The sequence below is a fragment of the Leptothoe sp. LEGE 181152 genome, from assembly GCF_032906605.1.
Classification (GTDB): domain Bacteria; phylum Cyanobacteriota; class Cyanobacteriia; order Phormidesmidales; family Phormidesmidaceae; genus Leptothoe; species Leptothoe turfae.
Map to the genome: position 1 here is coordinate 24,944 of NZ_JASATU010000012.1, position 23,694 is coordinate 48,637.

Genomic DNA, 23,694 nt, shown 5'->3' on the forward strand with positions numbered 1-23,694 from the left:
CTGGGATATTAACTGCAGCTGGAACTTTAAGCCGGAACTCGGCGAGGCAGGGCATCAGGTGTCAGTGAGATTCTGGATAAAGGGAAGCACTGTTCAACAACACGTCCCAAAAGACTGGCTTCAATGTTTTAATCCCCAACTATTGCTGTGCCAATTCTCTCCACTGATTTCGTAACTCCTGCGCCCGGGTATTTTGCGGATTAATCACCAGTACCTGATCCATCGCCTCAACGGCTTGTCCGTAACATCCTAAATCTGCCAGGGCCAGCGCCTTGTTATACCAGGGGCCCTCCGCCTGTGGATTGAGGGCAATCGCCTGATCATAAGAAGCAATCGCCTCTTCATACCGCTTGAGCCCGGCCAAGCTATTTCCCCGATAGAACCAGATGCGGGCATTATTTGCTGCCAATGCCACTGCCCGATCCAGGGCTGTCAATGCCTCACCTGGTCGCTCTAGCTTGAGCAATAAACGACCTACCCATAACCATGCCCCGGTCAGGTCTGGTTTGAGTTCAGTGGCCCGTTGAAAGTCCGCCAGCGCATCCCCATATTGCTCAGCGTTATTCAACGCAATGCCCCGATGGTAATACGCCCACGCATAGTTTGGATCTATCGTAAGCGCCTGCTGATAAGCGGCTAGCGCCTCTTGCAGGCGATCTGTTTCATCCAGCGCATTGCCCAACCAGACCCATGCGTAGGTTAAATTAGGGTTGAGTGCCGTTACCTGCCGATAGGCTATGCCTGCCTCTGCATAACGTCGCAGACCGTAGAGGGCTTCTCCCTTACCCAACCAACCTTGAAATTGATTAGGTTCCATCGCAATTGCTGTCTCAAATGAGGTCAGTGCGGCTTCGTAGCTACGCGATTTTAGTTGTTCTAGCCCTGTGTCGATTAAATCACTGTAGGACTGTCCCTGAGATAGCTGGATTGTCTCTTGGGGATAGATGTCAATGTGAGGTTCGATGGCTGCCAGTGCTGTAGTAGACAACAAGATGGGAAGAACAGTACCTAAACCAATGGCAGATAAAAGTTTCATGGTGATGACTCCGAATAAATGATTAGTATTGTTGATCCTCAATGGGGCTCAACTCTTGAAACGTGAGTGTTTTTGAGGCTGATTCGCCATTAATGCTTGCTAAACTGGGTGTTTCTTGGCGGTGTGCACTTATTCATGGTTTATGTGGCACATGGAGAAACGGAAAGCTGAAATTTTGTAGAGAACCTATTGAGCTTCTCCCGTCGGCATCAATGCAGCCCAGTTCTTCACTCCAGGTAGTATGACAGCAGCCTGGTTAACCTTTTTGGACCTTCTTCTGAGCGTATAGTTTAAGAAAATATAATTGCTGTAGTTATGGTCACCCATGCATTGGCATTGATTGCCTTAACGTTCTTGACATCGCTGAACCGTTTGCCTTCGCAAGTAATCTTTGCCGATAGCCATCAGTCACCAGCCTCGGTTGAGGTGACAGCTGAGGCTAACCGTTTACGGGATCGTGGTGTTGCGTCGTTTCAAGCAGAGCAATGGCAAGCGGCTATCGATGACTGGAAGCAGGCTTTAGGGCTGTATCAAGCCATGGATAACCAGGGGAGTGCATCTAAGTTATTGATTAATATTGGGCTCGCCTATCGTAAACAAAATAATTACTCTGAAGCTCTGCGCTACTTTGAACAAGGCCTCAGTGTCAACCGAGAACTAAATAATCCGGATGGAGAGACAGCGGCATTGACCCACATGGGTGTGGTTTATGATCTGCTGAGTCAGTATAGTCTGGCGTTACAGTTTCACCGACAAAGTTTGGAGCTTGCCCGACGTATTGATAACCCCATCCGAGAGTTTAGGGCGTTGGGAAATTTAGGGATAGTTTATAAAAAACTCGGTGACTATGGGGCTGCCCTTGATGCCTATGAACAGAGTCTGTTGCTGGTACGTGATGCGGATGACCCGGTAAATGAAGCGCGAGTGTTAAACAATATTGGTCAGGTGCACCGCTATCTGAAGAATTACGACAGTGCCTTGCAGGCCTTTGCACAAAGCTTGAGCTTAAAACGCCAGCTTGGCGACCCACAGGGTGAAGCCACGACCCTGGGCAACATAGGGATTGTTTACGCTTTACAGGAAAACTATTCGCAAGCCCTGGAGTATTATCAGCAAAGCCTTGAATTATCTCAAACATCTAGGTTTGCTGTTGGCAAACTCAGGGTCCTCAATAATTTGGGCGAACTTTATCAGTTGATGGGAGATTACGACACAGCATTACTTTATTATCAGCGTAGTCTTGCGATCGCAACCCAACTCAATCTCCGTCCAGCCCAGGGGACGATCCTCAGTAATCTTGGTTTACTCTACCGGGCTAATCAACAACCCAGTGTCGCAATTCTCTTTCTGAAACAAGCCATTAATCAATACGAAGCGATCCGCGCCGATAATCAGTCGCTGGCAGTGGACCTGCAAACCTCCTATGTCGATACGGTTGCCGATACCTACCGGCAGTTAGCGGACCTACTTTTACAACAAAATCGAGTGCTTGAAGCTCAACGCATCTTGGATTTGCTGAAGGTGCAAGAGGTGCAAGACTATTTTAACAATGTGCGAGGCAATGCCCGTACGGCCAGTGGCATTGAATTTTATCAAGCTGAGCAAGAGATTTTAGATCAATATGAGCGGTTGCAAACATCCGCCATTGAAATTGGTCAGGAGATTAGCCAATTAGAGGAAGCAACCATTCAAGGGACATTAACCCCAGCGGAGCAACCGCGACTTGATCAACTGCTTGAGGTCCAGGATCAGCTATTCCTTCAGTTCAATGAATTCACGCGCAGTGATGATATACAAGGAAGTCTACAGCAAATGGCTACAGACGAAAGCAGCTTCTCGATTCAAGAAATTAGCAGCCTTGGAGATAATCTAGAACAGCTTAATGCTGTTTTGATCTATCCACTGGTCCTAGAGGACCGCATTGAGTTGATTATTACCACTGCAAATGCTCCACCATTACGGCGAACAGTGAAGCATGTCAGCCGGGCTGAGCTCAATAGTGCGATCGCAACATTTCGATCTGTTCTACAACAACCCACACAAGATGCCAAAGGGTCTGCATATCAACTGTATCGTTGGCTGATTGAACCTTTGGAAGAAGACTTATCCAGGGCAAATGCACAAACGATTCTTTACGCACCAGACGGCCCCTTGCGCTATGTTCCCCTGGCAGCACTCTATGATTCAGCGAATGCTAGCGATGGCCAATGGCTAGCAGAGCGCTTTCAAATCAACAACATTACAGCCACATCCCTACAAAATCTCAATACACAGCCATTAACCGCGCCTCGTATCCTGGCAGCGGCCTTTGCAGATGAAACAGTGACCCACACCGTCAATGTCGGAAACCAGACCCTTAAATTTTCGGGCTTACCCTTTGCTGGCATAGAAGTGTCCATTCTTGCTCGTACCCTATCCAATATTCAAACCTACATTGACAATGACTTTAGTCTGGCGTCACTGCGGTCCAGGCTAAATACCTTCAATATTCTGCATTTTGCGACTCACGCCTCACTTGTACCCAAAGATGCAGGGGAGTCATTTATTTTGTTTGGCAACGGCGATCGTCCCACTATTCGAGATATTGAAACCTGGAGACTGACCAGGGTTGATTTAGTGGTGCTGAGTGCCTGTGAGACGGGTCTGGGTGGGTTTGACAATAACGGTGAGCAGGTGCTGGGGTTAGGCTATCAGTTTCAACGACAGGGAGCACGTGCTGTAGTTGCCTCTCTTTGGCAAGTAGACGATGGCGGCACCCAGACATTGATGAATGCCTTTTATCTTGCCATTAATGCAGGCTACTCAAAAACCGAAGCCCTACAAAAGGCTCAGCTAGCACTTATTAACAATGATCTGTCTAGCATCACAGGAGAACCGAGAGCCGCTATTAATATACTGGATACCGTTACTGGTAACCCCATCAGATTACAGGCTAGCCCAGACCATCCCTACTACTGGGCTCCCTTTATTTTGATTGGTAACGGTCTTTAAGCAGTATCTAGGGCAGATGAGTAGATGGGTCGATGAGTGGATGATTAGTTAATGGCAAGTGTCTATGCGCACTTCTCCTCTAGGAAAAATCCACTCGTATATTTAAATTCGCTTTTACCCGACGGCCACCATCGATAATAAAGAGAATTTCGGCAAACCCACCAGGCCCCGGCTCTTTGACTGTATATAAACGCGTAACTGAGCCAAACCGAGTTTCATAGCTGGTAATACTACTAGGTCCTAAATATTCACCAGTATTCGGATCTACATCACCGTCCCAGGTGCCCCAGTCTTCAAACCGATTACGAGTGGGTACTAGGGCACCATCTAACTCCAGCGCATCTAAATGTTCGTCGCCGCCCAGCACCTGCATACCGCGATCAACTCCAGCCGTCGTGGATCCCGTAAAGGCAATGGGGCTCACAAAATTATTCACAACTTGGATTGTGCCAAAGCCAGGATTAGGCCCTAGACGTTCATTGCGCTGTCTACCCCAAAGCGGGTTATCCACGTTACCTAAACGTTTAGAGAAAGGAGTTGCGCTATCTGTATAGCTGCGATTCGTAAACTCTTGCTGAACAGATTGTACAACCTCTGCAACAACCGAATTGGTCTCTGGGGGGAGGTTGGCCGTTTCTCCTTGGGCAATATTAACCTCACGAAAGGTTCTAAACACAGCATCAGCCCGACCATCTTGACTTAGCCGATAGTTAAGAGAATAAGCATTGGCCGGTTTAGGAAAAAAGAAACTGGAAGTCTTGGCAAAGGAAAGACTTCCCAGGGTACTGGTTACAATAAATTTGCGTCGGTTGAAGCTCATAGAGATGGCTGGCACTTAGGACAATAGGTTGACGCCAAGGGAGACAACGACGTTTAGAAGAGATCAAAAATATCGTTTACCGTATCTACAGCATCTTCAACTCCATTGAGCACATCATTGGTTTGATCAATCACGCTGCTGGGGTTATTGGGGGGAGTATGTCCTTCAGGACGATTGCTGTCTGAGGCTGTGGGATTTGTTTGAGGCTCGCCCGTGTTGATGACGTATCCTCCTGGGGCTGGGCTGCCTGTGGAGGGACTACTATGGATGGTATTATTTGTAGCACCATACAGCTTGGCTTCTAGAAAGTGAAGATTACAGCTGCTGTTCTGGCCGCTAGAGCCTGCCCGATGACACACAATTTCGATAGCAAAGTCTTCACCATTGCCTAGGGACAACGGAGTATTAATCAAACTACCTGGAATAATATTGTCATAGGAATAGACAACATTACCACTTTGATAAACATTGACTGTAGCTAATGTCTCCTTAGCGACATCATCGTCAGGCACCCCCATCTGTAACGATAGTAAGGGAAATATGCGTGAATCAGTCAAACAAGTAATCGCAGCCCTGTAGGTAGCACGAATCGACATGTAAAACTGTGACTCATAGGGGCGTCGGTTGACTGACACAATAGACGAGCCCGTGCGTAGCCGATCATACTGTGAGCGTGAACTAGTATGGGTACACTGTGCTCCGTCCAATAGCGGCATGTCCACATTAGAATCCTCTCGACCTCGGGGGTCAGGTCTAGATTGCCCTAGAACCGGTAGGCTCGACATTAACAAACCTGTCAACGACAAGGAAAATAATACAGTGGCTTTTGCTTTTGAGGTCATATGAGACATGGCGAGCTAGTAGGGACATCCTGAATGATGTTTGTATCATCAAACGTATCTGCTGCTTGTATATTTACACTGAGAAATAGCACTTCATGTGTTAAAAATTTATCCTGGTTGGATAAACAGTAAAGCTTACTTAAAGGCAATGTACTAGATAACTTTTACGATTGCTGGATATCACGGATCAACGTTTTCTTACATCTTGTGGCAACAGTATCCTATCAACGCTATTCCACCACTTCAAAAACCGCAGAAAATGCTGCTAGTCGCTGGGTATCAGAACTCTGGCGACCGCGTACAAGTACGGTGCTGCGTGCATTACGGTTTAAGTCACCCAATAAACTATCCAAAATCTCTACGGGAGCATCATCCCCTTCGTTAGAACCACGGGTTTGACCTTCGCCAAAAACAAGTGGATTACCGGAGCGGATACCTCGTCCACGGGCAATTTCTCTAAGGCCCCTCAGCGCATCCCGCAACTGGTCGGTACTGGCCAGGACCAACAGCTCAAAATGGCCAGCCGGTCCACCCACTTCAAACTCGAAATTGCTGCCTGGACTGGGGGCAATGAGTCGCTGACCGGGTTGCACCAGCGTCGCGGTTTCCGCTGCATTCCAATCCACAGGATGTAGCACAACGAGCTGACCTTTGCTATCGATAATGAGAATACTAATATAGAGATTTCTAGACTCATTATTGGTGACAGCAATCTCTATGCGAGTTCCCACCTCAACTTTTTGGATGCCTGTGTCGACGGTCTGGGCAATCAAGCCTGCTTCTTGAGCGGCGCGGCTGCCCCGACTGAGCAAAGTACCCCCAGTCGCGACTGGGGTAACGTCCACTTCTACATTGACATCCGAGGTCTCTCCATTAGCAATCGACTTGAGAATCCGCCCTGCCAGCAGCATCTTCATACGAGGTCGTAAACGAGCAACAGCGTTGACAACCGACTCATCGACCCGGCCAAAGGATTCAGGAACGGGCGTTAACCCTTCTGTAAATAAGCCGATACTACCGACAGGCGAGACCATGGTGATGCCCTCAGTGGCGGCTCTAGTTTTGATACTATCTGTCAATCTACCCAGTAGATAGTCAATGGGTTGAGTTTGGTCAACATCAACCACCGTGATGCGGTTAACGGCAGCCAGCGTTTCTCTAGCAACAGCAGCGTCCTCCGCCAGGCTAATATCTATGCCCACTCGTAGGGAAAGATCTGCCGGAATCCCCCGCACCTGTTCTCTCATCAAGATGCCGCGATCGCGTCCGCTGCGACCCATTGTTTCCAGAGTCCCATAGCCTTCCAGGCCAGCCCGGCCTGTTTGGGTTACCGCACCGATCGGATTCCCCTCGGTATCGATCAGATTAAAAACGGCCCCTGTGGTAAAGGCTTCGATACTCTGCGGAGAGACACCCCCTAGCCAAAACGTGATGTTGTTGCCGTCGATTTGTCGCACAACGGCCTCCGCTGCGGGGTGAGGAGCCTTAAGAAATAAAGGTGGCTGCTGTTCAAAATTGCTGTTGGGGGCAACCTCAAAGATGGGTTCTTGCTCTAGCCCTGCACTTTTAGCCACATCTTGGGTACTACGGGATAGGTTAACAAATACATTGTCGACCGATTGATCGCCCACCTGCTGCCATAAATAGCGCGTGAGTAAATAGCTAAACGCACCTGCATTAAAATCTCCAAAGGGCGCATCGGCGGCTAGCTGGTTAATGCGGGCTGATCCTAGGGCCATGCCTTTGGCAATGCCTGACTGGCGTAATTCTTGAAGTTTTTGTGACGATAGATTATTGAGCCCTTGCCACCTCTCTTGGTAAGCCAGTTCAGTATCCGAGGGTTCTATGTCACCACTCAACAATCGGTCGGTGACTGAACGAATGACTAGATTGCCCCTGGTGCCACCCCCAGCATGACAGCTATCTAAAATCAGGCTAACATTGTTGGTCTTGAGGGCATAGGTGAGCAAGAATAGAGTTTTGCCCATAATGTCATTGACCTGTTTATTATCGTGAGAAACACCAGCGCGTGCATCAATTGGAACAATAGTGCCATTGCGATTGTTAAAGCCTGGAATTCCATTTTCTTCTTTGACCAGCGCTCCATGGCCAGAGTAATGAAAGACAACAACATCGCCTTCGTTGGCCTGGTTGATCAGATGCTCTTCAAATGCAGTTAGTATATTTTCCCGCGTGGGTGGTGCGGCGACACGAGTGCTCAGGATGCCGTCAATCGGGTCGCTAATGATTTTTATGTCGTCGGGTTGAAAGCCAAAGCGATGGACCAGTAACTCGTACTGCATTTCGACATCTGTGAGGCATCCACGTAGACGACCTACCGATCTGGGATAATTATTGATCCCTACCAGCAGAGCCAGCTTGCGAGATGTGTCCTGAGCCAGTGCTTTGCCGTAGCGATCGCACTGTCGCAAAAAGTGTGTTTGACTAAGACCAATGGATGCCAGGGTAGATCCGGCAAGCTGTAGAAAATGACGGCGCTTAAACTGAGGCATGACAGGGGCTCTAACGTCTTATACATCGTCGCTATTTCTGGTGCCTTTGCGCTTATTCACTCAAATATTTTAAGAAATAGACAGAAAGTGCATCATATTATGTAATTGTTTTTTCTGGCTATAAACAAGAAGATTATTCTACGGACTGATGCCCCTCAAGTCTCTTCACGTCTCAAAACAAGACCTACTGCGGCAAACTCTTCATTACCTACAAGCTGGCCTTCTATGCGTTTTATGACCTTAAAGCCTTCAGCAAGATACAGTTCCAGTGCAGGTGTATTGCCTTCAAGCAATTCAATTGCCATAGTTGGTGCTGAGTTTGCAACAGCATGTTGGACTAACGCACGACCCACACCTTTTCTATAAAATTTAGGATCAACGTAAAGCCAGGTAAGTTCTTCATTCGTATAGGCAACAAACCCTTGGATAACATTATCGACCTCTGCAACAAAGAGTTGACCATCAAAAAGGCCCTCCTCCTTGGCTGTTTGCCCAAGGGTCAGGAACGCATCCATACCAACAGTTAATGTCAGTTCATCGACACGTGATGCATCATGGATTTCGCACAGCCTGGACCAATCTGTAACTTCATAAGAACGTATGTTGATCATTATCGGTAATCGCCAGCAGCTATAGTTGCAACTACTGTTGATCGTGAGTGGGTCGTGTTGCAACTGCGGCGGGATGAGATACGGATGCCAGCGCGAAAAACATGCAACGGAATTTTATTTGCCACCTGATTGTTGATCTTAGTACCCACAGGGGTACTTTTCTTGCGCCTGTGAACCATCTCCACTGAGACCCGATGAAACTCCAGCACCAACGATGCACAACAGTCTTCTAACAAAAAATACTCATAACCCAAATCATTAGCCCTTTATTTTCCATTGGGCAATAGAATAAAGACATTGTCGATGCTGAGGATCAACCCACGACTAACCTTTCTCAGGTTGCTAGTAAAACAGCTATCCGCACTGGATGTAAGCTGATTGCCCAGGACAATAACACTCTTACCACTGCATAACAAATTCACCGCTAAAACCCATACCCACCCTTGTTTTTTAACCTATGACCCAGACCATCCCTTCATCTCAACAATCGCCAGTCCAAATTATCGGGGCTGGTCCCGGTGCTCTAGACCTAATTACCGTTCGCGGTCAGAATCTCCTAGCGACAGCAGATACGGTCTTCTACACTGGGTCGCTGGTACCTGAACAGATGCTGCAATGGTGTCAGTCAACGGTGGAAACCATCGATACCCGATCCCATACCTTAGAAACCTGGTTGCCAATGCTCCAAGAACGGGTGATCAAAGGCCAGCGTGTGGTGCGATTGCAAGATGGCGATCCGTGTCTCTATGGGGCACTCCATGAGCTGATGGCGTTTTTGCTTAAGCACCAGATAACGTTTGAAATTGTGCCGGGGGTCAGTGCATTTCAGCTAGCAGCAGCACGTTTGGCGGTGGAGCTAACGGTACCTCAATTAGTGCAGAGCATTATCCTTACCCGAGTGCAGGGCCGTACCAATGTGCCAGGCGATGAGGACCTGGCCTCCCTGGCCGCGCACCGGGCTTCTCTGTGTCTTTACCTCAGCGCTCGCCATGCCGCTGCCGCCCAGGATAAGCTAATGACCCATTATCCACCAGAAACCCCTGTTGCCCTTTGCTATCGCCTGGGCTGGCCCGATGAAGAGATTTTTGTAGGGCGTTTGGATACCATGGCAACCATGACTCAGGAATCAGGCCACGATCGCACCGTGATGTACCTGATTAGCCCGGCCTTGGCTGCCCAAGAAGCGCGATCGCAACTCTATAATCCAGGCCACAGCCACCTCTTCCGTCCCCATTTATCCAGGGTGTGACCATTTGGCTAATCGGCGGCACCAGTGAAAGTCGAGCCATTGCCCAGCGACTCACTCAGCAAGGGATTTCGTGGTTGGTGACCGTCGTTTCCCCTACGGCAGGGCGGCTGTATCAGGGGCTGCCTGGTCAGATACAGCCAGGGGCATTGGATTGGGCCAGTATACAAACCTTGGTTCGGCAGCACCGCATTCGTGCCATTGTCGATGCCTCCCATCCCTTTGCCACCGAAATTTCTAAACAGGCCATGGCCCTCGGCTTGCCCTACCTGCGGTTTGAACGCCAGGCCTGTTCTCTAGAGCCACCTGCGGAGTCCGTGCCTGATTTAGAGACCCTTTTGCAACCTCAATATCTGGACAATCGTCGTGTGCTCCTTACCCTGGGTATCAAAGCACTACATCGGTTTCAGCCCTGGCAACAGCGGTCTTACCTCTGGGCCAGAATTCTGCCAACGGCTAAAGCTCAGGCCATCCAGATTGGGTTTGAACCAAAACAGCTGATTTGCGATCGCTCCCCCACCGATGCCCTAGCAGAACAAACCCTATGGCAGCGTCTGGGAGTGGATACCGTCGTCACCAAAGCCAGCGGTGGTCCAGGAGGAGTCCCCGTAAAACTAGCCGCAGCCAAAGCCCTGGAAGTGAGGCTATTGGTCATTGCTCGGCCAGCATTAGTTTATCCCCAACAAACCTATAATTTAGATGAGGTCATTGAATTTTGTTGCTATGCATGATCCCGTAGGAGTCGTGCCTTGTGCCTACCCCGCGATACCCCACACGATTAGCCAGGATAATTAAATAATTCTGTAGGGGTAATGCCTTGTGCTTACCCCGTAATGCCCTATGCTTACCCCGTAATGCCATACGCGATCAGCCAAGATCTCATACATACGAATTCTGGTTGGTGGCATAGGTTATCCCAGGGCAGGCACGAGACCTGCCCCTACGAGATATCTATAAGGAGATTCTATGGCCCGAGCCGGGTATACACTGCCAGTTTTTGCTGTTGCTGCCGCTAAAGCTGCTCTCATCCATCTGCTTGTTCAGTCTGGAGAGTTTGGAAAGGAAGAACAGGTTTCTAAGGCCCTACTATCTGACAAGGAACACGAGATACAAGTAACCCTTGATTTGGCTCCAGGTGAGGCTGAAGTTACAATCCAGCAAGTAGCCACCATCGACTCCACCACGGCCCTTGGCATTTGTCTTAGCGACCCCGGCGATAATCTTGACCTGACCCGCGATACCCCTATCTGGGCCTGGGTAAATCTAGAAGAAATTGGTGCAGATGCTGAAGACAATCTGATCTTGGAAGCGGGTGAAGGCATCGGTCACACTGCCGCCGGAGAACCTGCTTTCTATACCTATGCTCGTAAACTGTTTGATGTGAATGTTCGCCCTCTCATTCCAACTCAGTATCAGGCCAGGGTGCGGATTATTTTGCCAGAAGGGCGTCGGTTGGCCCAACGGACCTCCAATGAAGCTTTTGGCATTTTGGAAGGACTCGCCCTTGCGGGCACCAGCGGTATCTCTCAACCTCACTCGTCCACTGACCAGTTAGCAGAGTATCGAGCTAGCTTGCAAAAGGCCGTTCAGACGACACCGCATCTGGTGTTTTGTATTGGTCACAATGGTCAGCATACGGCCCACCGGTTGGGGATTGGCGCACAACATATTGTGCAGACGGGTAACTGGATGGGACCAATGCTGGCGGAAGCAGGGTTACGGGGTGCAAAATCTGTAATGCTGCTGGGTTATCACGGCAAGTTGGTTAAGTTGGCAGGGGGGATTTTCAACACGTCGAGTCATGTGGCGGATGGCAAACTACCGATACTGGCAGCGGCAATTGCACAAGTGGAGGAGACTCCGGAAACGACGGATCGTTTGGCGGTAATTCGTTCAGTGTTGGCATCTCCTACGGCGGCAGCAGCCCATGAACTTTTGATAGAAGTGGGTTTAGCTGATTCGGTATTTGGGTTGTTGGCAAGGCAAATTAGCGATCGCGCTCAAGCGTATATTCAGAAGTATGCCAATGTGCGGGTGGAGGTGGGGACAGTGTTGTGCGATCGCAAAGGCCACATCATTGCCCAGGATACACAATTAAATTCCTATCTCTCGGATGATCTTTGAAAATAATGGACAACCCTGTAGGGGTGGTGCCTAGTGCCCACCCTGGACAATCTGGCGCAATCAACCAGAATCATATATAACAAATTCCGTTGGATGATATAGGTTTTCCCAGGGCAGGTACAAGACCTGCCCCTACCGGGATTGTCGCCTATTTTTCAATGTTTTTTGGAATTTGCCTATCTCTCAGATGATCTGTGAAAAAGAATGGATAACCTGGTAGGGGTGGTGCCTAGTGCCCACCCTGGACAATCTGGCGCAATCAACCAGGATTTATATTTAACGAAATGTTGCTAAATGGCATACGTTGTCCCAGGGCAGGCACAAGACCTGCCCCTACAAGAGTTGTCGTCTGCTTTTCAATGTTTGACGAAATGTTGCGAAATGGCATACGTTGTCCCAGGGTAGGCACAAGACCTGCCCCTACAAGGGTTGTCGTCTATTGTTTGATTAAAAATTGTTCACTCCTGGGATAAATAGGCCAGGGCATTAACGATGGCAGCAGCCACTGGAGACCCTCCTTTACGTCCTCGCACCTGAATCTGGGGCACATGCACCTCTGCTAGAGCCTGTTTGGCTTCTTCAACGGCAACAAAGCCTACAGGTACACCGATTACTAGGGCTGGTTTTACTCGTCCTTTGCGAATTTGTTCCACTAGGGCAAGTAGGGCTGTAGGGGCATTACCGACAACAAAAATGCCAGTGGAGTATTGTTGTGTCAGGGTCAACATGCCCGCTGCCGTGCGGGTGGTGACGGCGGCACTAGGCATAAAATCCTCTGGAACATAATCCAGAGCACAGGCGATAGAAGAATGCCCTATGCCCTTGAGAACACCTGTGATGCCCATTTGCACCATGCGTACATCGACAATTACGGGTTGCCGTTGCTGAAGTGCCGCTATCCCTGCTGCCACTGCACCATCGCTGAACTCAAACAAGTTTAGAAGTTCAAAATCAGCGGTGGAATGGATGGCCCGGCGGATAATGGCATATTCCTCAGGGGGCCAATTGTGATGGTCAATTTCTCGGTCGATGATGGCAAAACTTTCGACGGTGATCGGGTGCATAGGTAAAGGACGAAGGCGGCAGGATGAGGAATTTGGGCGTTGTAGGGACCGTTGCATGCAACGTCCCCGCGTGGTTAAGGTTGTAAGGCCTGGGCAAGGGCGGTTAATAATTGATCGTTCTCTCCAGGAAGACGAACAGCAATGCGAAAATAATTCTCCCCGAGTTCTGGAAAGCTAAGGCAGTCGCGAATCAGAATTTTGTGAGATTTAAGTAAATCCTTTTGTAATTGAGTGCCAGGAACCTCTGTTTTGACCAGGAGAAAATTAGCGGCACCGACTAAGGGGGTAAGTCCAGGTAATTTTTGGAGCCCTGCAATAAGGGCATCGCGGGCAGGGGGCAACCAGTCCCAGGTTTGTTGCTGGAATGAATGGTCTTGGAGGGCTGCGATCGCAGCCACTTCAGCCAATGTATTCACAGGCCATGGATCCCGCCACTGCTGCCAACGTTTTAGATAGTCAGGCTGGCCCACGGCATAGCCCAGCCGTAGACCCGGCAGACTGTAGAATTTGGTTAGCGATCGCAACACAATTAAGTTAGGAAAGTCCGGCACCAGATCCAATACACTTTGCTGCTGCTCCGGCGGCAAAAAGTCCATAAAGGCTTCATCCACCACCACCAGGGCAAATTGATCAAGATAAGGGATTAAATCTTTTCGCAGTGTGAGGGTACCCGTAGGATTATGGGGATTGTTCAACAATAAGCCGCAGTTAGTCGATGCTGTTATGTTTGCCTGGGGGGGCACTGCTGCTAGATCCATGGGCACAGGAACAATCCTGGCGTTAAAAGCCCTGAGACTCCGTTGATAATCGGCAAATGCGGGTGTGACCAGATAAGTGGCATCTAACTGGGCCAATTCTCGCCCCATCCAGGTTAATAGTTCTGCGGCTCCATTACCGGGCAAGATCCAGTCCATGGGCAAATGGTGAAAGTTACTGAGGGCTGACCGCAGTTGAGGGTATCTGGGGTCAGGGTAGGCCGTTAGGTGCTGCAACTGCTCCGCCAGTATTGTCAAGACGGATGGGGGCGGTCCCAACGGGTTAATGCTGGCAGAAAAATCTAAAATCTCTTCCGGTGTGCAATTGGCAAGCTGAGCTGCCCAATTACGATTACCACCATGGGTAGGACGTACAGTCATTAATTGAAGTACCCCTTATTGTGAGGTGCCAATAAAAAAATGATAATCACTGAATAGTTAATCAGGTTTGACCTGCTCTAAAAAAGCAAGCATTTCATCGTAACAGTCCTCACCCTTATTCTGGTTTTCTGGTGCAGTCACAACGATTCTTAACACCTCAATTAAAGACTCCTGGGCCGATGTCAGCATTAACTCCTGAAATGCCGCTAAGTTATCCTGCTGCTGTGCCTGCACCAATGCCTCGATGTATACCAGCCGTTGATCGTTACGAATCACGATTACCGGATATCCCAGCCGTAGTAACAACAAATTCATTAATAGCCGTCCCGTGCGACCATTGCCATCTCGAAACGGATGAATTCCCACAAAGCGACAGTGCGCTGCTGACGCATACTGGATCGGGTGCAATTGCTTCGCTGGCTCTGAGTTTAGCCACTCAACAAACTCTGTCATCAGCTCTGGCAACAGATAGTGTGGTGGATAGGCATAGTCAGTACCAGCGGCCTTGACATCTAACTGCCGATAGCGGCCTGCTTCCGCACGGTCAATAACGCTAAACAACAAACTATGAATCTGCCGAATTTCCCATTCTCCAATAGTTGTATCTTTTTGTGCTAACGACTCTACATAGTCAATGGCATCCTGATGACCCACCACTTCCAAATGCTCGCGTAAGGTTTTCCCACCCACCGTAATTCCTGTTTCTAAAACGAGTTGCGTTTCACTTTGGGTGAGGGTATTGCCTTCAATGGCGTTGGAATTGTAAGTAAACCTGACGTCAAACAGTTGTTTGAGTTCAGTCACTATCGCAGACTGTAAGGGGCGAAAGCCATCGAGCCAGCCCTTGAGCTTATCCACCTGGGCATATTTTTCAGCCAGCGTCATACTGTCTAAGTCCCCCAGCATTTGCTGGATCAGCGTACCCACATCCCAAATTTTTCGCGCCTTTAAGGCAACAATAAATTCACTATAGCGAGTAGCATGATCGCAGAATGACATATGCTCAATTGTCGATCCGTTTGCAACACAGCCTACTCTAAATATCGGCTTATTAGGGGCAAGTTAAATGTCTACTTACAAGCAGTAAAAAATATTCATGGATAAATCCTCACTTAGAAAACTGCTCATTGGCGAATTCACTTGGAAACGATTAGTGCGCTCAATTCTACTTATTTATACATTAGTGGTGAGCATTTGTAGCAAGCCTTAGTGTCCTTTCAACAGCTGTTAGAAAATCAAGAGAATCCCTAAAGCTCCTAACCCTAACCAGAGCAAAAAACAAAATCGATTTAATCGTAAACACACTCGAACCACATCGGGCGTAATCTCACGGTCTGGGTCGCCCATCAAGGGTTTGACCTTAACCACGCCTTTATAGACGTTTTTACCCCCCACCTGCACCCCCAAGCTGGCGGCATAGGCACATTCACTCCAGCCGGAGTTAGGGCTGGGGTCGGCGTCAGCATCTCTCCGACAAAGGCCGATCACGGTTCGGGGTTTTCTAGAAATTAGAGCCAGGGTTAACACAGCTAAACGACAGGGCAACCAGGTTAAGACATCTTCGAACTTGGCGCTGCACCAGCCAATGTGGGTATAGGGCGCTGCTCGATAGCCCACCATGGAGTCCAGGGTGCTGGCAGCTTTATAGGCCAGGGCTAAGGAGGCACCCCCCAGGGGGGTGGCAGCTCCGACTAGGGCATAGAACAAAGGCCCCATAATGCCATCAACGCTATTCTCGGCAACAGTTTCAAACACGGCTCTGAGGATTTCGGCTTGATCCAGCTCCTGAGTATCGCGCCCGACATAGCGGCTCATACGCTGGCGAGCCTCGGCTAAATCGTTCTGTAGCAACGGCGCGAGCACATCTTCTGCTGCATCTCGCAGGCTGCGTCCGGCAAAACAGGAAGCGACTAAGATTATTTCTAAACTTAGGCCAAGCCAGGGATTGAACCACCGTGAGATCGCAACCAGTCCCCAGCCCACCATCGCACTCCCCCCAACCAAAAGAACGCTCAGCAACACCCCCAGCCCCTTCAGCACCGTTGCCGACTGCGTAGCCTTAAACGCCAGGTTGGTATACCGCTGAATTACCCAACCCATCGCCTGCACCGGGTGAGGCCAGTGCCACGGGTCCCCCACTAGAAAATCCAGCCCTGCCGCCCCCATCAGCACAATGGCCGCATAACCATCCACAAATTCAGTCATAGTAGTCATTCACCCATCCACCCCATCACCCATCCACTCCATGAAATCACTCTCCGTCCTCGGTACATCGTCTAATGCTGGTAAAAGCTGGATTGTTACAGCCCTGGGTGCCTGGCTACGGCGACAGGGGGTAAAGGTGGTGCCCTTTAAGGCACAGAATATGTCCAATAATTCCTACGTCACCCTGGAGGGGGGAGAAATTGGACGGGCCCAAGCGGCCCAGGCGGCGGCCTGTGGAGTGCGTCCGGTGGCGGAGCACAATCCGGTGTTGCTCAAACCCTCGGGCAATGGTACGTCTCAGCTGGTACTGCTGGGGCAGCCGAAGCAGCATATTCGGGCGGGGGACTATTACCAGCACATTGAGGATATCTGGCAGGTGGTGGCGCAAACCCTGGACTCTTGGCGCGATCGCTGCGATGTTTTGCTGTTAGAAGGAGCGGGCAGCCCGGTGGAGCTGAACCTGATGCATCGAGACATTGTCAACCTGCGGCCCATTCAATACCTGCAGGGGCGCTGGCTATTGGTGGGAGACATTGAGCGGGGGGGCATTTTCTCCCAAATTATTGGCACCCACACCTTGATACCGGAACCGGCAAAATCCCTGGGGTTAGGGTTTATCGTTAACAAGTTTCGCGGCGACCTCAGCTTATTTGATACAGCAGGAGAACATTTTGCTAAGCACCTACCGGATTTTCCTTACCTGGGCACGTTGCCCTACCGGGGTCATCTGCAGCCAGAAAGTGAAGACAGTCTATGTAAAGAAGCAGAAGAATTTGGCAGTGGTGCAAAATTCGCCTGGATTCGGTTTCCTCGGGTGTCGAATTCCCAGGATAGTCAACCCTGGCAGTTGGATACGGGGATTCGCACCTGTTGGGTAACCACACCAGAAGACCTGAAGGATGCCCAGGCCATTATTCTCCCCGGTAGCAAAAACACGCTGCAGGATCTGGAGTGGCTACGAAAGACGGGATTAGCGATCGCGATTCAACAGGCAGCTCAACGGGGTATTCCCATTGTGGGTATCTGTGGCGGTTATCAGATGCTGGGGCAGTCTCTCTCGGACCCCCATGGCTATGCGGGGCTAGCAGGGGAGGTACCAGGGTTGGGGCTGTTGCCCATTGCCACTGAGTTTATTGCTGAAAAAGAGGTGCGGCAGGTGAGTGCGATCTCAACCCATAACAACACAACAGACACCTGGCAAGCCTACGAAATCCACATGGGCCAAACCCAGATAATGACCTCCCATATTCCAGCTTCACCCTTGCTAAAGATTGAAGTGCAGGGAACACAGCGACCCGAGGGCAATCACTGCGTCCACACCTGGGAGACAACCCAAAGTCACGTATGGGGCACCTACCTCCACGGATTGTTTGAATCCACCTCTATGCGCCAGGCTTTAGCCCAACTGGCACATGTGCAAGACTATCGACCTGGCACCATATCTTGGCAACAACAACAATTTAAGCTCTACGATCAGATGGCCGACACTCTGGAGGAATACTGCGATATGGCCCTCATTCGCGATTGGGTTGATCTGGTCTGATGAAGCTAATACAAAATATATGTCCGAATATGTCCGATAGTGATGAGCGGCACTATGGGCAAAACCGTTGAGATATACAGACCACTCCTGATTTGCTAAGCTTAATAAGCGTGATATCCCTGAAATATGCCGACCATCTTGAGAGTAGGGCCTTATCGGCTCTACTTTTATAGCCATGAACCTAATGAACCACCTCATATTGATCGTGATAGTTCATCAGCCAAGTTCTGGATCGAGTCTGTCAAGCTAGCATCTAACATTGGATTTAGTCCAAAGGAGTTACGCAAAATACAGGCCATTGTTGAGGCAAATCAAGAAAAATTATTGGAGGCTTGGCATGGGTACTTCGGCAATTCAGGTGGATGAGCGGGTAAAAGCAGTTCAATTTACAGAAGAGACAATTAGCGTTGATCTCATGGATGGACGAACAATTGTCGTCCCACTGGCGTGGTATCCAAGATTATTAAAGGCAACTTCAGAACAACGAGAGAAATGGGAGCTTTGTGGAGGTGGCTATGGTCTACATTGGGAAGAGATTGATGAAGATCTAAGTACATCAGGAATGTTGCGTGGTGCACCTGCGCCAGCCAGGTAAGGTTCCCTGACACCAGATCATATTTATTTTATCTGAACATTGTTTATCACAGAATCTCCGTTTTTATACCTAACTTCGGATACAGATACGTTCCATCCATAAATCTTCCGGGTAGCCTATCGTAGGCTTAGTCACCATAGGCTGGGCGCTAATCATCAGTTGAATTACAGATGAAATTGCTGAGATTGTTCTACCCAGTGGTTTTTGGAGTATAAAATTGCCATGGCAAGCGATACTTTATATGGGGTCCACTTATTATTTACAGATGGCCCTTCCCACCTTAATGACAATTCATCTCGGGCTGAAACCTTCAAGAACTACATTGATGAAGCCATTCGACTAGGCTCGGATGTGGTTCGATTTCCAGGGGATTGGCATGAGCTAGAACCTGTAGAAGGTCAATGGAATAACAACTACATCAATGATGTCCGTGACGCTATTCAGTATGCTGAGGACAATGGGGTCCAGGTTGTTATGTTATTTGCCCAAACCCCTGAATGGGCGCGCCCCAACCCTAACGATGACATTTGGCATCCGCCAGCAGATGTGAATGATTTTGCGAATGCGGTTGCTTACTTCTACAATCAATTGGCTAGTGTCCGCGACAATATTACAGCTTGGGAAATTTGGAATGAACCCAATGTGTTTGAGTTTTGGGGTAGCGCTGATCCCGCCACAGATCTCCGGGACGTCAACGGCCAAACGGCCTATGCTCTGATCGATACAGGGTTTGCCAGTGATTATGCCCCATTATTGAATGCCGCCTACACTGCTCTTCACAATGCTGCTAACGCTGCCAATACAAATGTCACCGTATTGGGTGGTTCGGTAGCGGGCACCGATTTTCAGTATGTCCAGGCGTTACTCGATGCCGGGGCCATGTTTGATGGTCTGGCGGTGCATCCCTACACCCGTCCTAATGATTCCACTGGGATTCCCTGGGCACCGGATACAACCTTTGCACCCACTGCTCAGCCCACCCTGGATCAGCTATGGTCGTTTCAATATGGCATGGAACAATTGCGGAATTTGGTTGCTCAGCCCCTCTGGATTACGGAATTTGGCTGGCGGATTGGTAATGGCTGGGGAGATGTGTCGTCTGAGCTGCGGGTCGACTATATGGAAACAGCCCTTGAGTTAATTCAGGGATGGAATGATGTGGAAGTTGCGATCGCATACCGTCCGTTTGACGATCCAGCCAGTTCTGGGAATACAAATCGATATGGTTTGTTGAATGACGATGGTTTAATTCGTCCAACTGGCAGAGTGTTGCAGGAGTATGCAGGGTTAACTATTCATGGGACTCCCAGTAATGATGAACAATTGTTTGGTGCCCAAGGCCAGGATGAGCTTTTTGGTCATGCAGGCGATGATATTCTCTGGGGGTTTGGTGGCGATGATTTTTATGTTGGTGGTGCTGGCAACGATCAATTTGTCTTCACGGCTGGCAACGACTTTGTCAAAGATTTTGAGGTAGGTGCTGATACTGTAGTGCTCTCAGAGTCTTTGGGAATTTCTTCTTTCAGTGAAGTTCAGCCCTTACTACAACAATGGGGAAATAATGCCGCCATTGTGATTGATGCAAACACCTCAATCGTAATGGAAAATATCGATATCAATCATCTCAGTGCCAGCTCTTTCCACTTTGATGATCCTGATTTACAAGTTTACGGCACACCAGATAATGATTTGCTGTTGGGCGCGTTAGGCCAGGATGCCCTCTTTGGCGGTGCCGGTGATGACATTCTTTGGGGGCAGGAAGATAATGATTTCTATGTCGGTAATGCTGGTGACGATCAGTTTGTTATTACGGCTGGCAATGACTTCGTTAAAGACTTTGAACTCGCTGCTGATCGGCTGATATTACTAGATTTGGGAGTTTCTACCTTCAGTGAGGTTCAACCTTTGCTGCAACAGTGGGGGAGTAATGCCGCCATTGTGATTGATGCAAACACCTCAGTCGTGTTGGAAAATGTCACCACTGGTGATTTGACCGCTACCCATTTTGGCTTTCTCGATCCTAGTTTACCCGTCTAGAAAGAACGTTTATTTTGCACTACTGGGCACTAAAAAATGTGCCTTGCAAGATATACATCCGGATAACATCTCGATATTTTCCACCTGTAAACACTTCTTGGATCAAGCGACCTTCTTCAGTAAATCCTGACTGATTATAGAGATAAATTGCTTTTTCATTTTCCACTGCAACAAGAAGATATACTTTATTGAGGTTGAGAATCGAGAAAGCATAATCTAAGGCTTGGGCAATCAGAGATCTCGCAAATCCTTTGCCTTGATAACCCGGTGAAATAATGATTGCGAACTCTGATGTTCTATGGATGTAGTCAATTTCCAGGAGTTCTACAAGCCCTATGGAATTGCCGTCGCTATCTTCAGCAATGAAACGTCTTTCTGTATTGTCGTGAATATGCTTTTTGTATAAGTCTTCCAATTCATCAAATGATTCATACGGCTCCTCAAACCAGTAGGCCATTATATTTCGATTATTGTTTAATTTATGAATAAATTCTAGGTCTGTTTTCTCTAGAGCACGTAATGTTAATTGTTCAGGCATGGTTTTCCATAACTTAACGGTAGGTCTATCTAACCATGGTTAATTGAACAGTTAGGATACTTTTCATGGCCCTATGCATTTGAATATAACGTTGCTCACCATCCGCTGTAGATAACCTGTGCATCATGCAGCTCATGTTTTTGGTTCGTCCTTCTTTCCCAGCACCTTGGTCACCAAGATTCCCATGCAGACGGCAGGAAACAGCAACAATAATCCCTGATAGAGCACCCGCCCGCCATGCAGAGGGAACAGGCCTGTCGAGCCGGCGACACAGAGGAGAACGACCAACGATGTATAGGTTATTGCGATCGCGTCATACACGTTGTGGCGAATATACCGACCGATCCCGGCTTGAAGGTCCCGAAAGAACTCTTTGGTTGATGCGATGGTGTACGAGAAATAGAAAACAAACCAAATCCCTGTGAGAATTCCCAGTCGAAGCAGGAGATGAACGTAAGCAAACCGTCCTTCCTTCGGTGTGTCGAGGCCGGTTACCATCATAACGCTGTTGATAACAGTGACGATCAAAAACGCGTCAGAAACTCCCGCGACAGCGTTCTTCTCGGAGAAGAAGCGCTTGAGCGCACTTATCACTTTTGGAGCACGAAACGGCATGTGCATTCACCCTATTATCGACTCAAATGCTTGAACAGTGAGCATTTCTTCCAGTTTTCCTTTAACCTCTTCCAGCTTTTCAGCCTGAGAGAAGTTCAAGCTAGCATGAGGCCAGGATCAAGCGAAACGCATACAATTATGATTGTCTTTTTAACTTGATGAGAGGCAGCTGCACGGCCCCAGCTTCTTGATTGAGAACAAGATTCTGAAGATACAGCACCCTCCTATAACTATACATATATCTAGCTATAACTATACATGTATCTAGAAACTTTCTGGACAACACCCTTTAGACCACAGGGCAAACGCATATTCAATGAGCGAGGATTCCTAATAGAATAATCGTTATCCTATCCAGCTTTGAGACGTTTGCCCTTCGTGCCAGCTTTGGTTAAAGCGTTCTACCCCACCGTCAAAACTCAGCAAATAATAGCGTTGTTCAAGACTGGGAGGGTTAAGCTCTTTAGCTCAATGTCCTTAAGGATATTGAGCTTTTCTATAGCTTTGAAATAATCAGCCTTGTCATACGTTCAGTGTGCCCATGATTCTCTCTCGTAACCATAGAGACCTACGAGGCTGAACTTATTAATGACGCAATTGTTCGTAATGCCTGATCCACCCCTTGTTCTGCCAGGTCCGATAAGGGATGACCCATGGTAAAGTCGCAGGCAGGCACTTCAACCCACCAAGCTTTTGGGAAATGGCCATAGACAGATTGGGTCAATGCCAACAAGGAGCAGGGACTACAGGAATGACCAAAACCAGGCAGTGCAGAACCCGTAGTTTCGGTGCCACGGGCATCCAATGGTTTAACTTGAACCGTGTCAGTATTTGTTAATTTACAAGCATCAACAAAAATAGCAACACTTGCCCTGGCAAGCTTACTAGAGAGTTCTGGCGTGAGTTGTTTAACTGAATAAGCTTCGAGATTAGGTGTTTTTAACCCTTGAAGTTGAGCAACGACTTTCTGACCAATGGCATCATCGCCTTTGTCAGGATTACCATAGCCAATCACAACAAAAACAGGACTAACCTCAGAGGAAAAACCGTCAATAACATTGGCCATGGTACCTTCCTCTACTCATTTACCGATGTCTTACCTACCTACATTCTAGTAGCAAATTGATCTACCTGCTAGACGATACTGATGTCGTTTTATTATGTCCTCTACCAGGCGTAATTGCCTGGTAGAGGACAAGGGAGCAGAACTATAGTGTGATGAGGCGTTATTGATGGTCTACGATGACGTCCTCAGTCTTGTGTTCATGACGTTTGGTTGCATTCGGCTCATGGACGACCAAGACCGAACAGGGAGCATGATGCATGACATAATTACTCACACTGCCCAATAGCATCTCACCCAAGCCTTTACGGCCATGGCTGCCGACCATCACCAACTCAGCTGACCACTCTTTTGCATGGTCACAAATGGCACGACCAACGTCGCTATTGACCAGCTTAAAATCACTCCGAACACCGGCCTGTGTTGCTTGGTCAACAAAGTGACGCAACCGCTCGGTTGCCGCCGCTTCATAGTCACGATAGCTTTTGAGATACACCTCCCAAAGACTCTCGTGCCCCCCTAACGAGAAAGCTGTCAGCCCAGTCTGTTCGGGGAGGGGTAAATGCCCACCCCCATCAGGGGTTAAGACACTGAAAAACAGAAGTTCAGCCCCAGTCGCCTGGGCAAGGGTCAGCGATTGTTGGCCGAGCTCATGGCAGGTATCGCCATGATCGAGAGCAACCAGAATTTTAGTGAACATCCCACAACCTCCCCA

At 48.8% G+C, this 23,694-nt stretch carries 21 protein-coding genes; 8 read left to right on the forward strand and 13 right to left on the reverse strand.

The window, feature by feature from the left end; translation table 11 throughout:
* Positions 1-139: 139 nt before the first annotated feature.
* On the reverse strand, positions 140-1,036 hold the full coding sequence (locus QGP82_RS06630) for a tetratricopeptide repeat protein (protein ID WP_499057932.1): 897 nt from the start codon (positions 1,034-1,036) through the stop codon (positions 140-142).
* A gap of 315 nt (positions 1,037-1,351) precedes the next feature.
* Here QGP82_RS06630 and QGP82_RS06635 point away from each other — a divergent pair, with 315 nt between their 5' ends.
* The gene (locus QGP82_RS06635; RefSeq protein ID WP_499057935.1) at positions 1,352-4,027 is read left to right on the forward strand and encodes a CHAT domain-containing protein; all 2,676 of its coding nucleotides are present in this window, start codon (positions 1,352-1,354) and stop codon (positions 4,025-4,027) included.
* Between the two features lie 79 nt (positions 4,028-4,106).
* Here the strand turns inward: QGP82_RS06635 and QGP82_RS06640 are convergent, their stop codons facing one another.
* The 4 genes from QGP82_RS06640 to QGP82_RS06655 form a co-directional block, all read right to left on the reverse strand.
* A complete protein-coding gene (locus QGP82_RS06640; protein WP_250565130.1) occupies positions 4,107-4,847 on the reverse strand; it encodes a hypothetical protein in 741 nt (246 codons plus the stop codon).
* A 53-nt stretch (positions 4,848-4,900) separates the two neighbouring features.
* Positions 4,901-5,698, reverse strand: coding sequence for a hypothetical protein (locus tag QGP82_RS06645; protein ID WP_499057937.1), 798 nt, complete (start codon positions 5,696-5,698; stop codon positions 4,901-4,903).
* Between the two features lie 221 nt (positions 5,699-5,919).
* Positions 5,920-8,202, reverse strand: a complete 2,283-nt coding sequence (locus QGP82_RS06650) for a caspase family protein (RefSeq protein ID WP_499057939.1) — start codon at positions 8,200-8,202, stop codon at positions 5,920-5,922.
* Positions 8,203-8,357: 155 nt separating this feature from the next.
* Positions 8,358-8,813: a GNAT family N-acetyltransferase gene (locus QGP82_RS06655; RefSeq protein ID WP_163669167.1), complete on the reverse strand. Its 456-nt coding sequence runs from the start codon at positions 8,811-8,813 to the stop codon at positions 8,358-8,360.
* Positions 8,814-9,270: 457 nt separating this feature from the next.
* Here QGP82_RS06655 and cobM point away from each other — a divergent pair, with 457 nt between their 5' ends.
* From cobM to cbiD, 3 genes are all read left to right on the forward strand, one after another.
* Positions 9,271-10,062: a precorrin-4 C(11)-methyltransferase gene (cobM, locus tag QGP82_RS06660; RefSeq protein ID WP_499057942.1), complete on the forward strand. Its 792-nt coding sequence runs from the start codon at positions 9,271-9,273 to the stop codon at positions 10,060-10,062.
* Positions 10,059-10,790, forward strand: a complete 732-nt coding sequence (locus tag QGP82_RS06665; RefSeq protein WP_499057944.1) for a cobalt-precorrin-6A reductase — start codon at positions 10,059-10,061, stop codon at positions 10,788-10,790. The genes cobM and QGP82_RS06665 overlap by 4 nt, the downstream gene beginning before the upstream one ends.
* Positions 10,791-11,025: 235 nt before the next feature.
* Positions 11,026-12,183, forward strand: a complete 1,158-nt coding sequence (cbiD, locus tag QGP82_RS06670; RefSeq protein ID WP_499057946.1) for a cobalt-precorrin-5B (C(1))-methyltransferase CbiD — start codon at positions 11,026-11,028, stop codon at positions 12,181-12,183.
* 458 nt (positions 12,184-12,641) lie between these two features.
* On the opposite strand, the gene QGP82_RS06675 is transcribed toward cbiD, so the two are convergent.
* The 4 genes from QGP82_RS06675 to cbiB form a co-directional block, all read right to left on the reverse strand.
* On the reverse strand, positions 12,642-13,247 hold the full coding sequence (locus tag QGP82_RS06675; protein ID WP_499057948.1) for a precorrin-8X methylmutase: 606 nt from the start codon (positions 13,245-13,247) through the stop codon (positions 12,642-12,644).
* Positions 13,248-13,321: 74 nt separating this feature from the next.
* Positions 13,322-14,383, reverse strand: a complete 1,062-nt coding sequence (gene cobD / locus QGP82_RS06680) for a threonine-phosphate decarboxylase CobD (protein ID WP_499057950.1) — start codon at positions 14,381-14,383, stop codon at positions 13,322-13,324.
* A gap of 57 nt (positions 14,384-14,440) precedes the next feature.
* The gene (locus QGP82_RS06685) at positions 14,441-15,382 is read right to left on the reverse strand and encodes a Fic family protein (protein WP_499057952.1); all 942 of its coding nucleotides are present in this window, start codon (positions 15,380-15,382) and stop codon (positions 14,441-14,443) included.
* 228 nt (positions 15,383-15,610) lie between these two features.
* Entirely contained in the window at positions 15,611-16,588 is a 978-nt protein-coding gene (gene cbiB / locus QGP82_RS06690) for an adenosylcobinamide-phosphate synthase CbiB (RefSeq protein WP_499058062.1), read from the reverse strand.
* A gap of 40 nt (positions 16,589-16,628) precedes the next feature.
* Between cbiB and QGP82_RS06695 the strand changes: the two genes are divergently transcribed.
* The 4 genes from QGP82_RS06695 to QGP82_RS06710 all read left to right on the forward strand — a co-directional run bounded on the left by QGP82_RS06695 (position 16,629) and on the right by QGP82_RS06710 (position 20,763).
* A complete protein-coding gene (locus QGP82_RS06695; RefSeq protein WP_499057954.1) occupies positions 16,629-18,131 on the forward strand; it encodes a cobyric acid synthase in 1,503 nt (500 codons plus the stop codon).
* A gap of 126 nt (positions 18,132-18,257) precedes the next feature.
* Positions 18,258-18,497 (forward strand): DUF4160 domain-containing protein, encoded by a 240-nt coding sequence (locus tag QGP82_RS06700; protein WP_163665285.1) that lies wholly within the window; start codon positions 18,258-18,260, stop codon positions 18,495-18,497.
* The gene (locus QGP82_RS06705) at positions 18,469-18,726 is read left to right on the forward strand and encodes a DUF2442 domain-containing protein (protein ID WP_499057956.1); all 258 of its coding nucleotides are present in this window, start codon (positions 18,469-18,471) and stop codon (positions 18,724-18,726) included. The genes QGP82_RS06700 and QGP82_RS06705 overlap by 29 nt, the downstream gene beginning before the upstream one ends.
* 222 nt (positions 18,727-18,948) lie before the next feature.
* The gene (locus QGP82_RS06710; RefSeq protein WP_499057958.1) at positions 18,949-20,763 is read left to right on the forward strand and encodes a cellulase family glycosylhydrolase; all 1,815 of its coding nucleotides are present in this window, start codon (positions 18,949-18,951) and stop codon (positions 20,761-20,763) included.
* Positions 20,764-20,782: 19 nt separating this feature from the next.
* On the opposite strand, the gene speG is transcribed toward QGP82_RS06710, so the two are convergent.
* From speG to QGP82_RS06730, 4 genes are all read right to left on the reverse strand, one after another.
* Entirely contained in the window at positions 20,783-21,301 is a 519-nt protein-coding gene (speG, locus tag QGP82_RS06715) for a spermidine N1-acetyltransferase (protein ID WP_163665278.1), read from the reverse strand.
* Positions 21,302-21,433: 132 nt separating this feature from the next.
* Positions 21,434-21,916, reverse strand: a complete 483-nt coding sequence (locus tag QGP82_RS06720; protein ID WP_163701635.1) for a hypothetical protein — start codon at positions 21,914-21,916, stop codon at positions 21,434-21,436.
* A 568-nt stretch (positions 21,917-22,484) separates the two neighbouring features.
* The gene (locus QGP82_RS06725; protein WP_163665274.1) at positions 22,485-22,982 is read right to left on the reverse strand and encodes a hydrogenase maturation protease; all 498 of its coding nucleotides are present in this window, start codon (positions 22,980-22,982) and stop codon (positions 22,485-22,487) included.
* 160 nt (positions 22,983-23,142) lie between these two features.
* Positions 23,143-23,679 (reverse strand): universal stress protein, encoded by a 537-nt coding sequence (locus QGP82_RS06730; protein WP_499057961.1) that lies wholly within the window; start codon positions 23,677-23,679, stop codon positions 23,143-23,145.
* Positions 23,680-23,694 lie beyond the last annotated feature (15 nt).

Coding starts and splice junctions, on each gene's coding strand:
- cobD (WP_499057950.1), bottom strand. CDS start 14,383: ATGACTGTACGTCCTACCCATGGTGGTAATCGTAATTGGGCAGCTCAG.
- QGP82_RS06655 (WP_163669167.1), bottom strand. CDS start 8,813: ATGATCAACATACGTTCTTATGAAGTTACAGATTGGTCCAGGCTGTGC.
- speG (WP_163665278.1), bottom strand. CDS start 21,301: ATGCCTGAACAATTAACATTACGTGCTCTAGAGAAAACAGACCTAGAA.
- QGP82_RS06705 (WP_499057956.1), top strand. CDS start 18,469: ATGGGTACTTCGGCAATTCAGGTGGATGAGCGGGTAAAAGCAGTTCAA.
- cbiD (WP_499057946.1), top strand. CDS start 11,026: ATGGCCCGAGCCGGGTATACACTGCCAGTTTTTGCTGTTGCTGCCGCT.
- QGP82_RS06720 (WP_163701635.1), bottom strand. CDS start 21,916: ATGCCGTTTCGTGCTCCAAAAGTGATAAGTGCGCTCAAGCGCTTCTTC.
- cobM (WP_499057942.1), top strand. CDS start 9,271: ATGACCCAGACCATCCCTTCATCTCAACAATCGCCAGTCCAAATTATC.
- QGP82_RS06645 (WP_499057937.1), bottom strand. CDS start 5,698: ATGTCTCATATGACCTCAAAAGCAAAAGCCACTGTATTATTTTCCTTG.
- QGP82_RS06710 (WP_499057958.1), top strand. CDS start 18,949: ATGGCAAGCGATACTTTATATGGGGTCCACTTATTATTTACAGATGGC.
- QGP82_RS06685 (WP_499057952.1), bottom strand. CDS start 15,382: ATGTCATTCTGCGATCATGCTACTCGCTATAGTGAATTTATTGTTGCC.
- cbiB (WP_499058062.1), bottom strand. CDS start 16,588: ATGACTGAATTTGTGGATGGTTATGCGGCCATTGTGCTGATGGGGGCG.
- QGP82_RS06630 (WP_499057932.1), bottom strand. CDS start 1,036: ATGAAACTTTTATCTGCCATTGGTTTAGGTACTGTTCTTCCCATCTTG.
- QGP82_RS06695 (WP_499057954.1), top strand. CDS start 16,629: ATGAAATCACTCTCCGTCCTCGGTACATCGTCTAATGCTGGTAAAAGC.
- QGP82_RS06640 (WP_250565130.1), bottom strand. CDS start 4,847: ATGAGCTTCAACCGACGCAAATTTATTGTAACCAGTACCCTGGGAAGT.
- QGP82_RS06730 (WP_499057961.1), bottom strand. CDS start 23,679: ATGTTCACTAAAATTCTGGTTGCTCTCGATCATGGCGATACCTGCCAT.
- QGP82_RS06650 (WP_499057939.1), bottom strand. CDS start 8,202: ATGCCTCAGTTTAAGCGCCGTCATTTTCTACAGCTTGCCGGATCTACC.
- QGP82_RS06700 (WP_163665285.1), top strand. CDS start 18,258: ATGCCGACCATCTTGAGAGTAGGGCCTTATCGGCTCTACTTTTATAGC.
- QGP82_RS06635 (WP_499057935.1), top strand. CDS start 1,352: ATGGTCACCCATGCATTGGCATTGATTGCCTTAACGTTCTTGACATCG.
- QGP82_RS06725 (WP_163665274.1), bottom strand. CDS start 22,982: ATGGCCAATGTTATTGACGGTTTTTCCTCTGAGGTTAGTCCTGTTTTT.
- QGP82_RS06675 (WP_499057948.1), bottom strand. CDS start 13,247: ATGCACCCGATCACCGTCGAAAGTTTTGCCATCATCGACCGAGAAATT.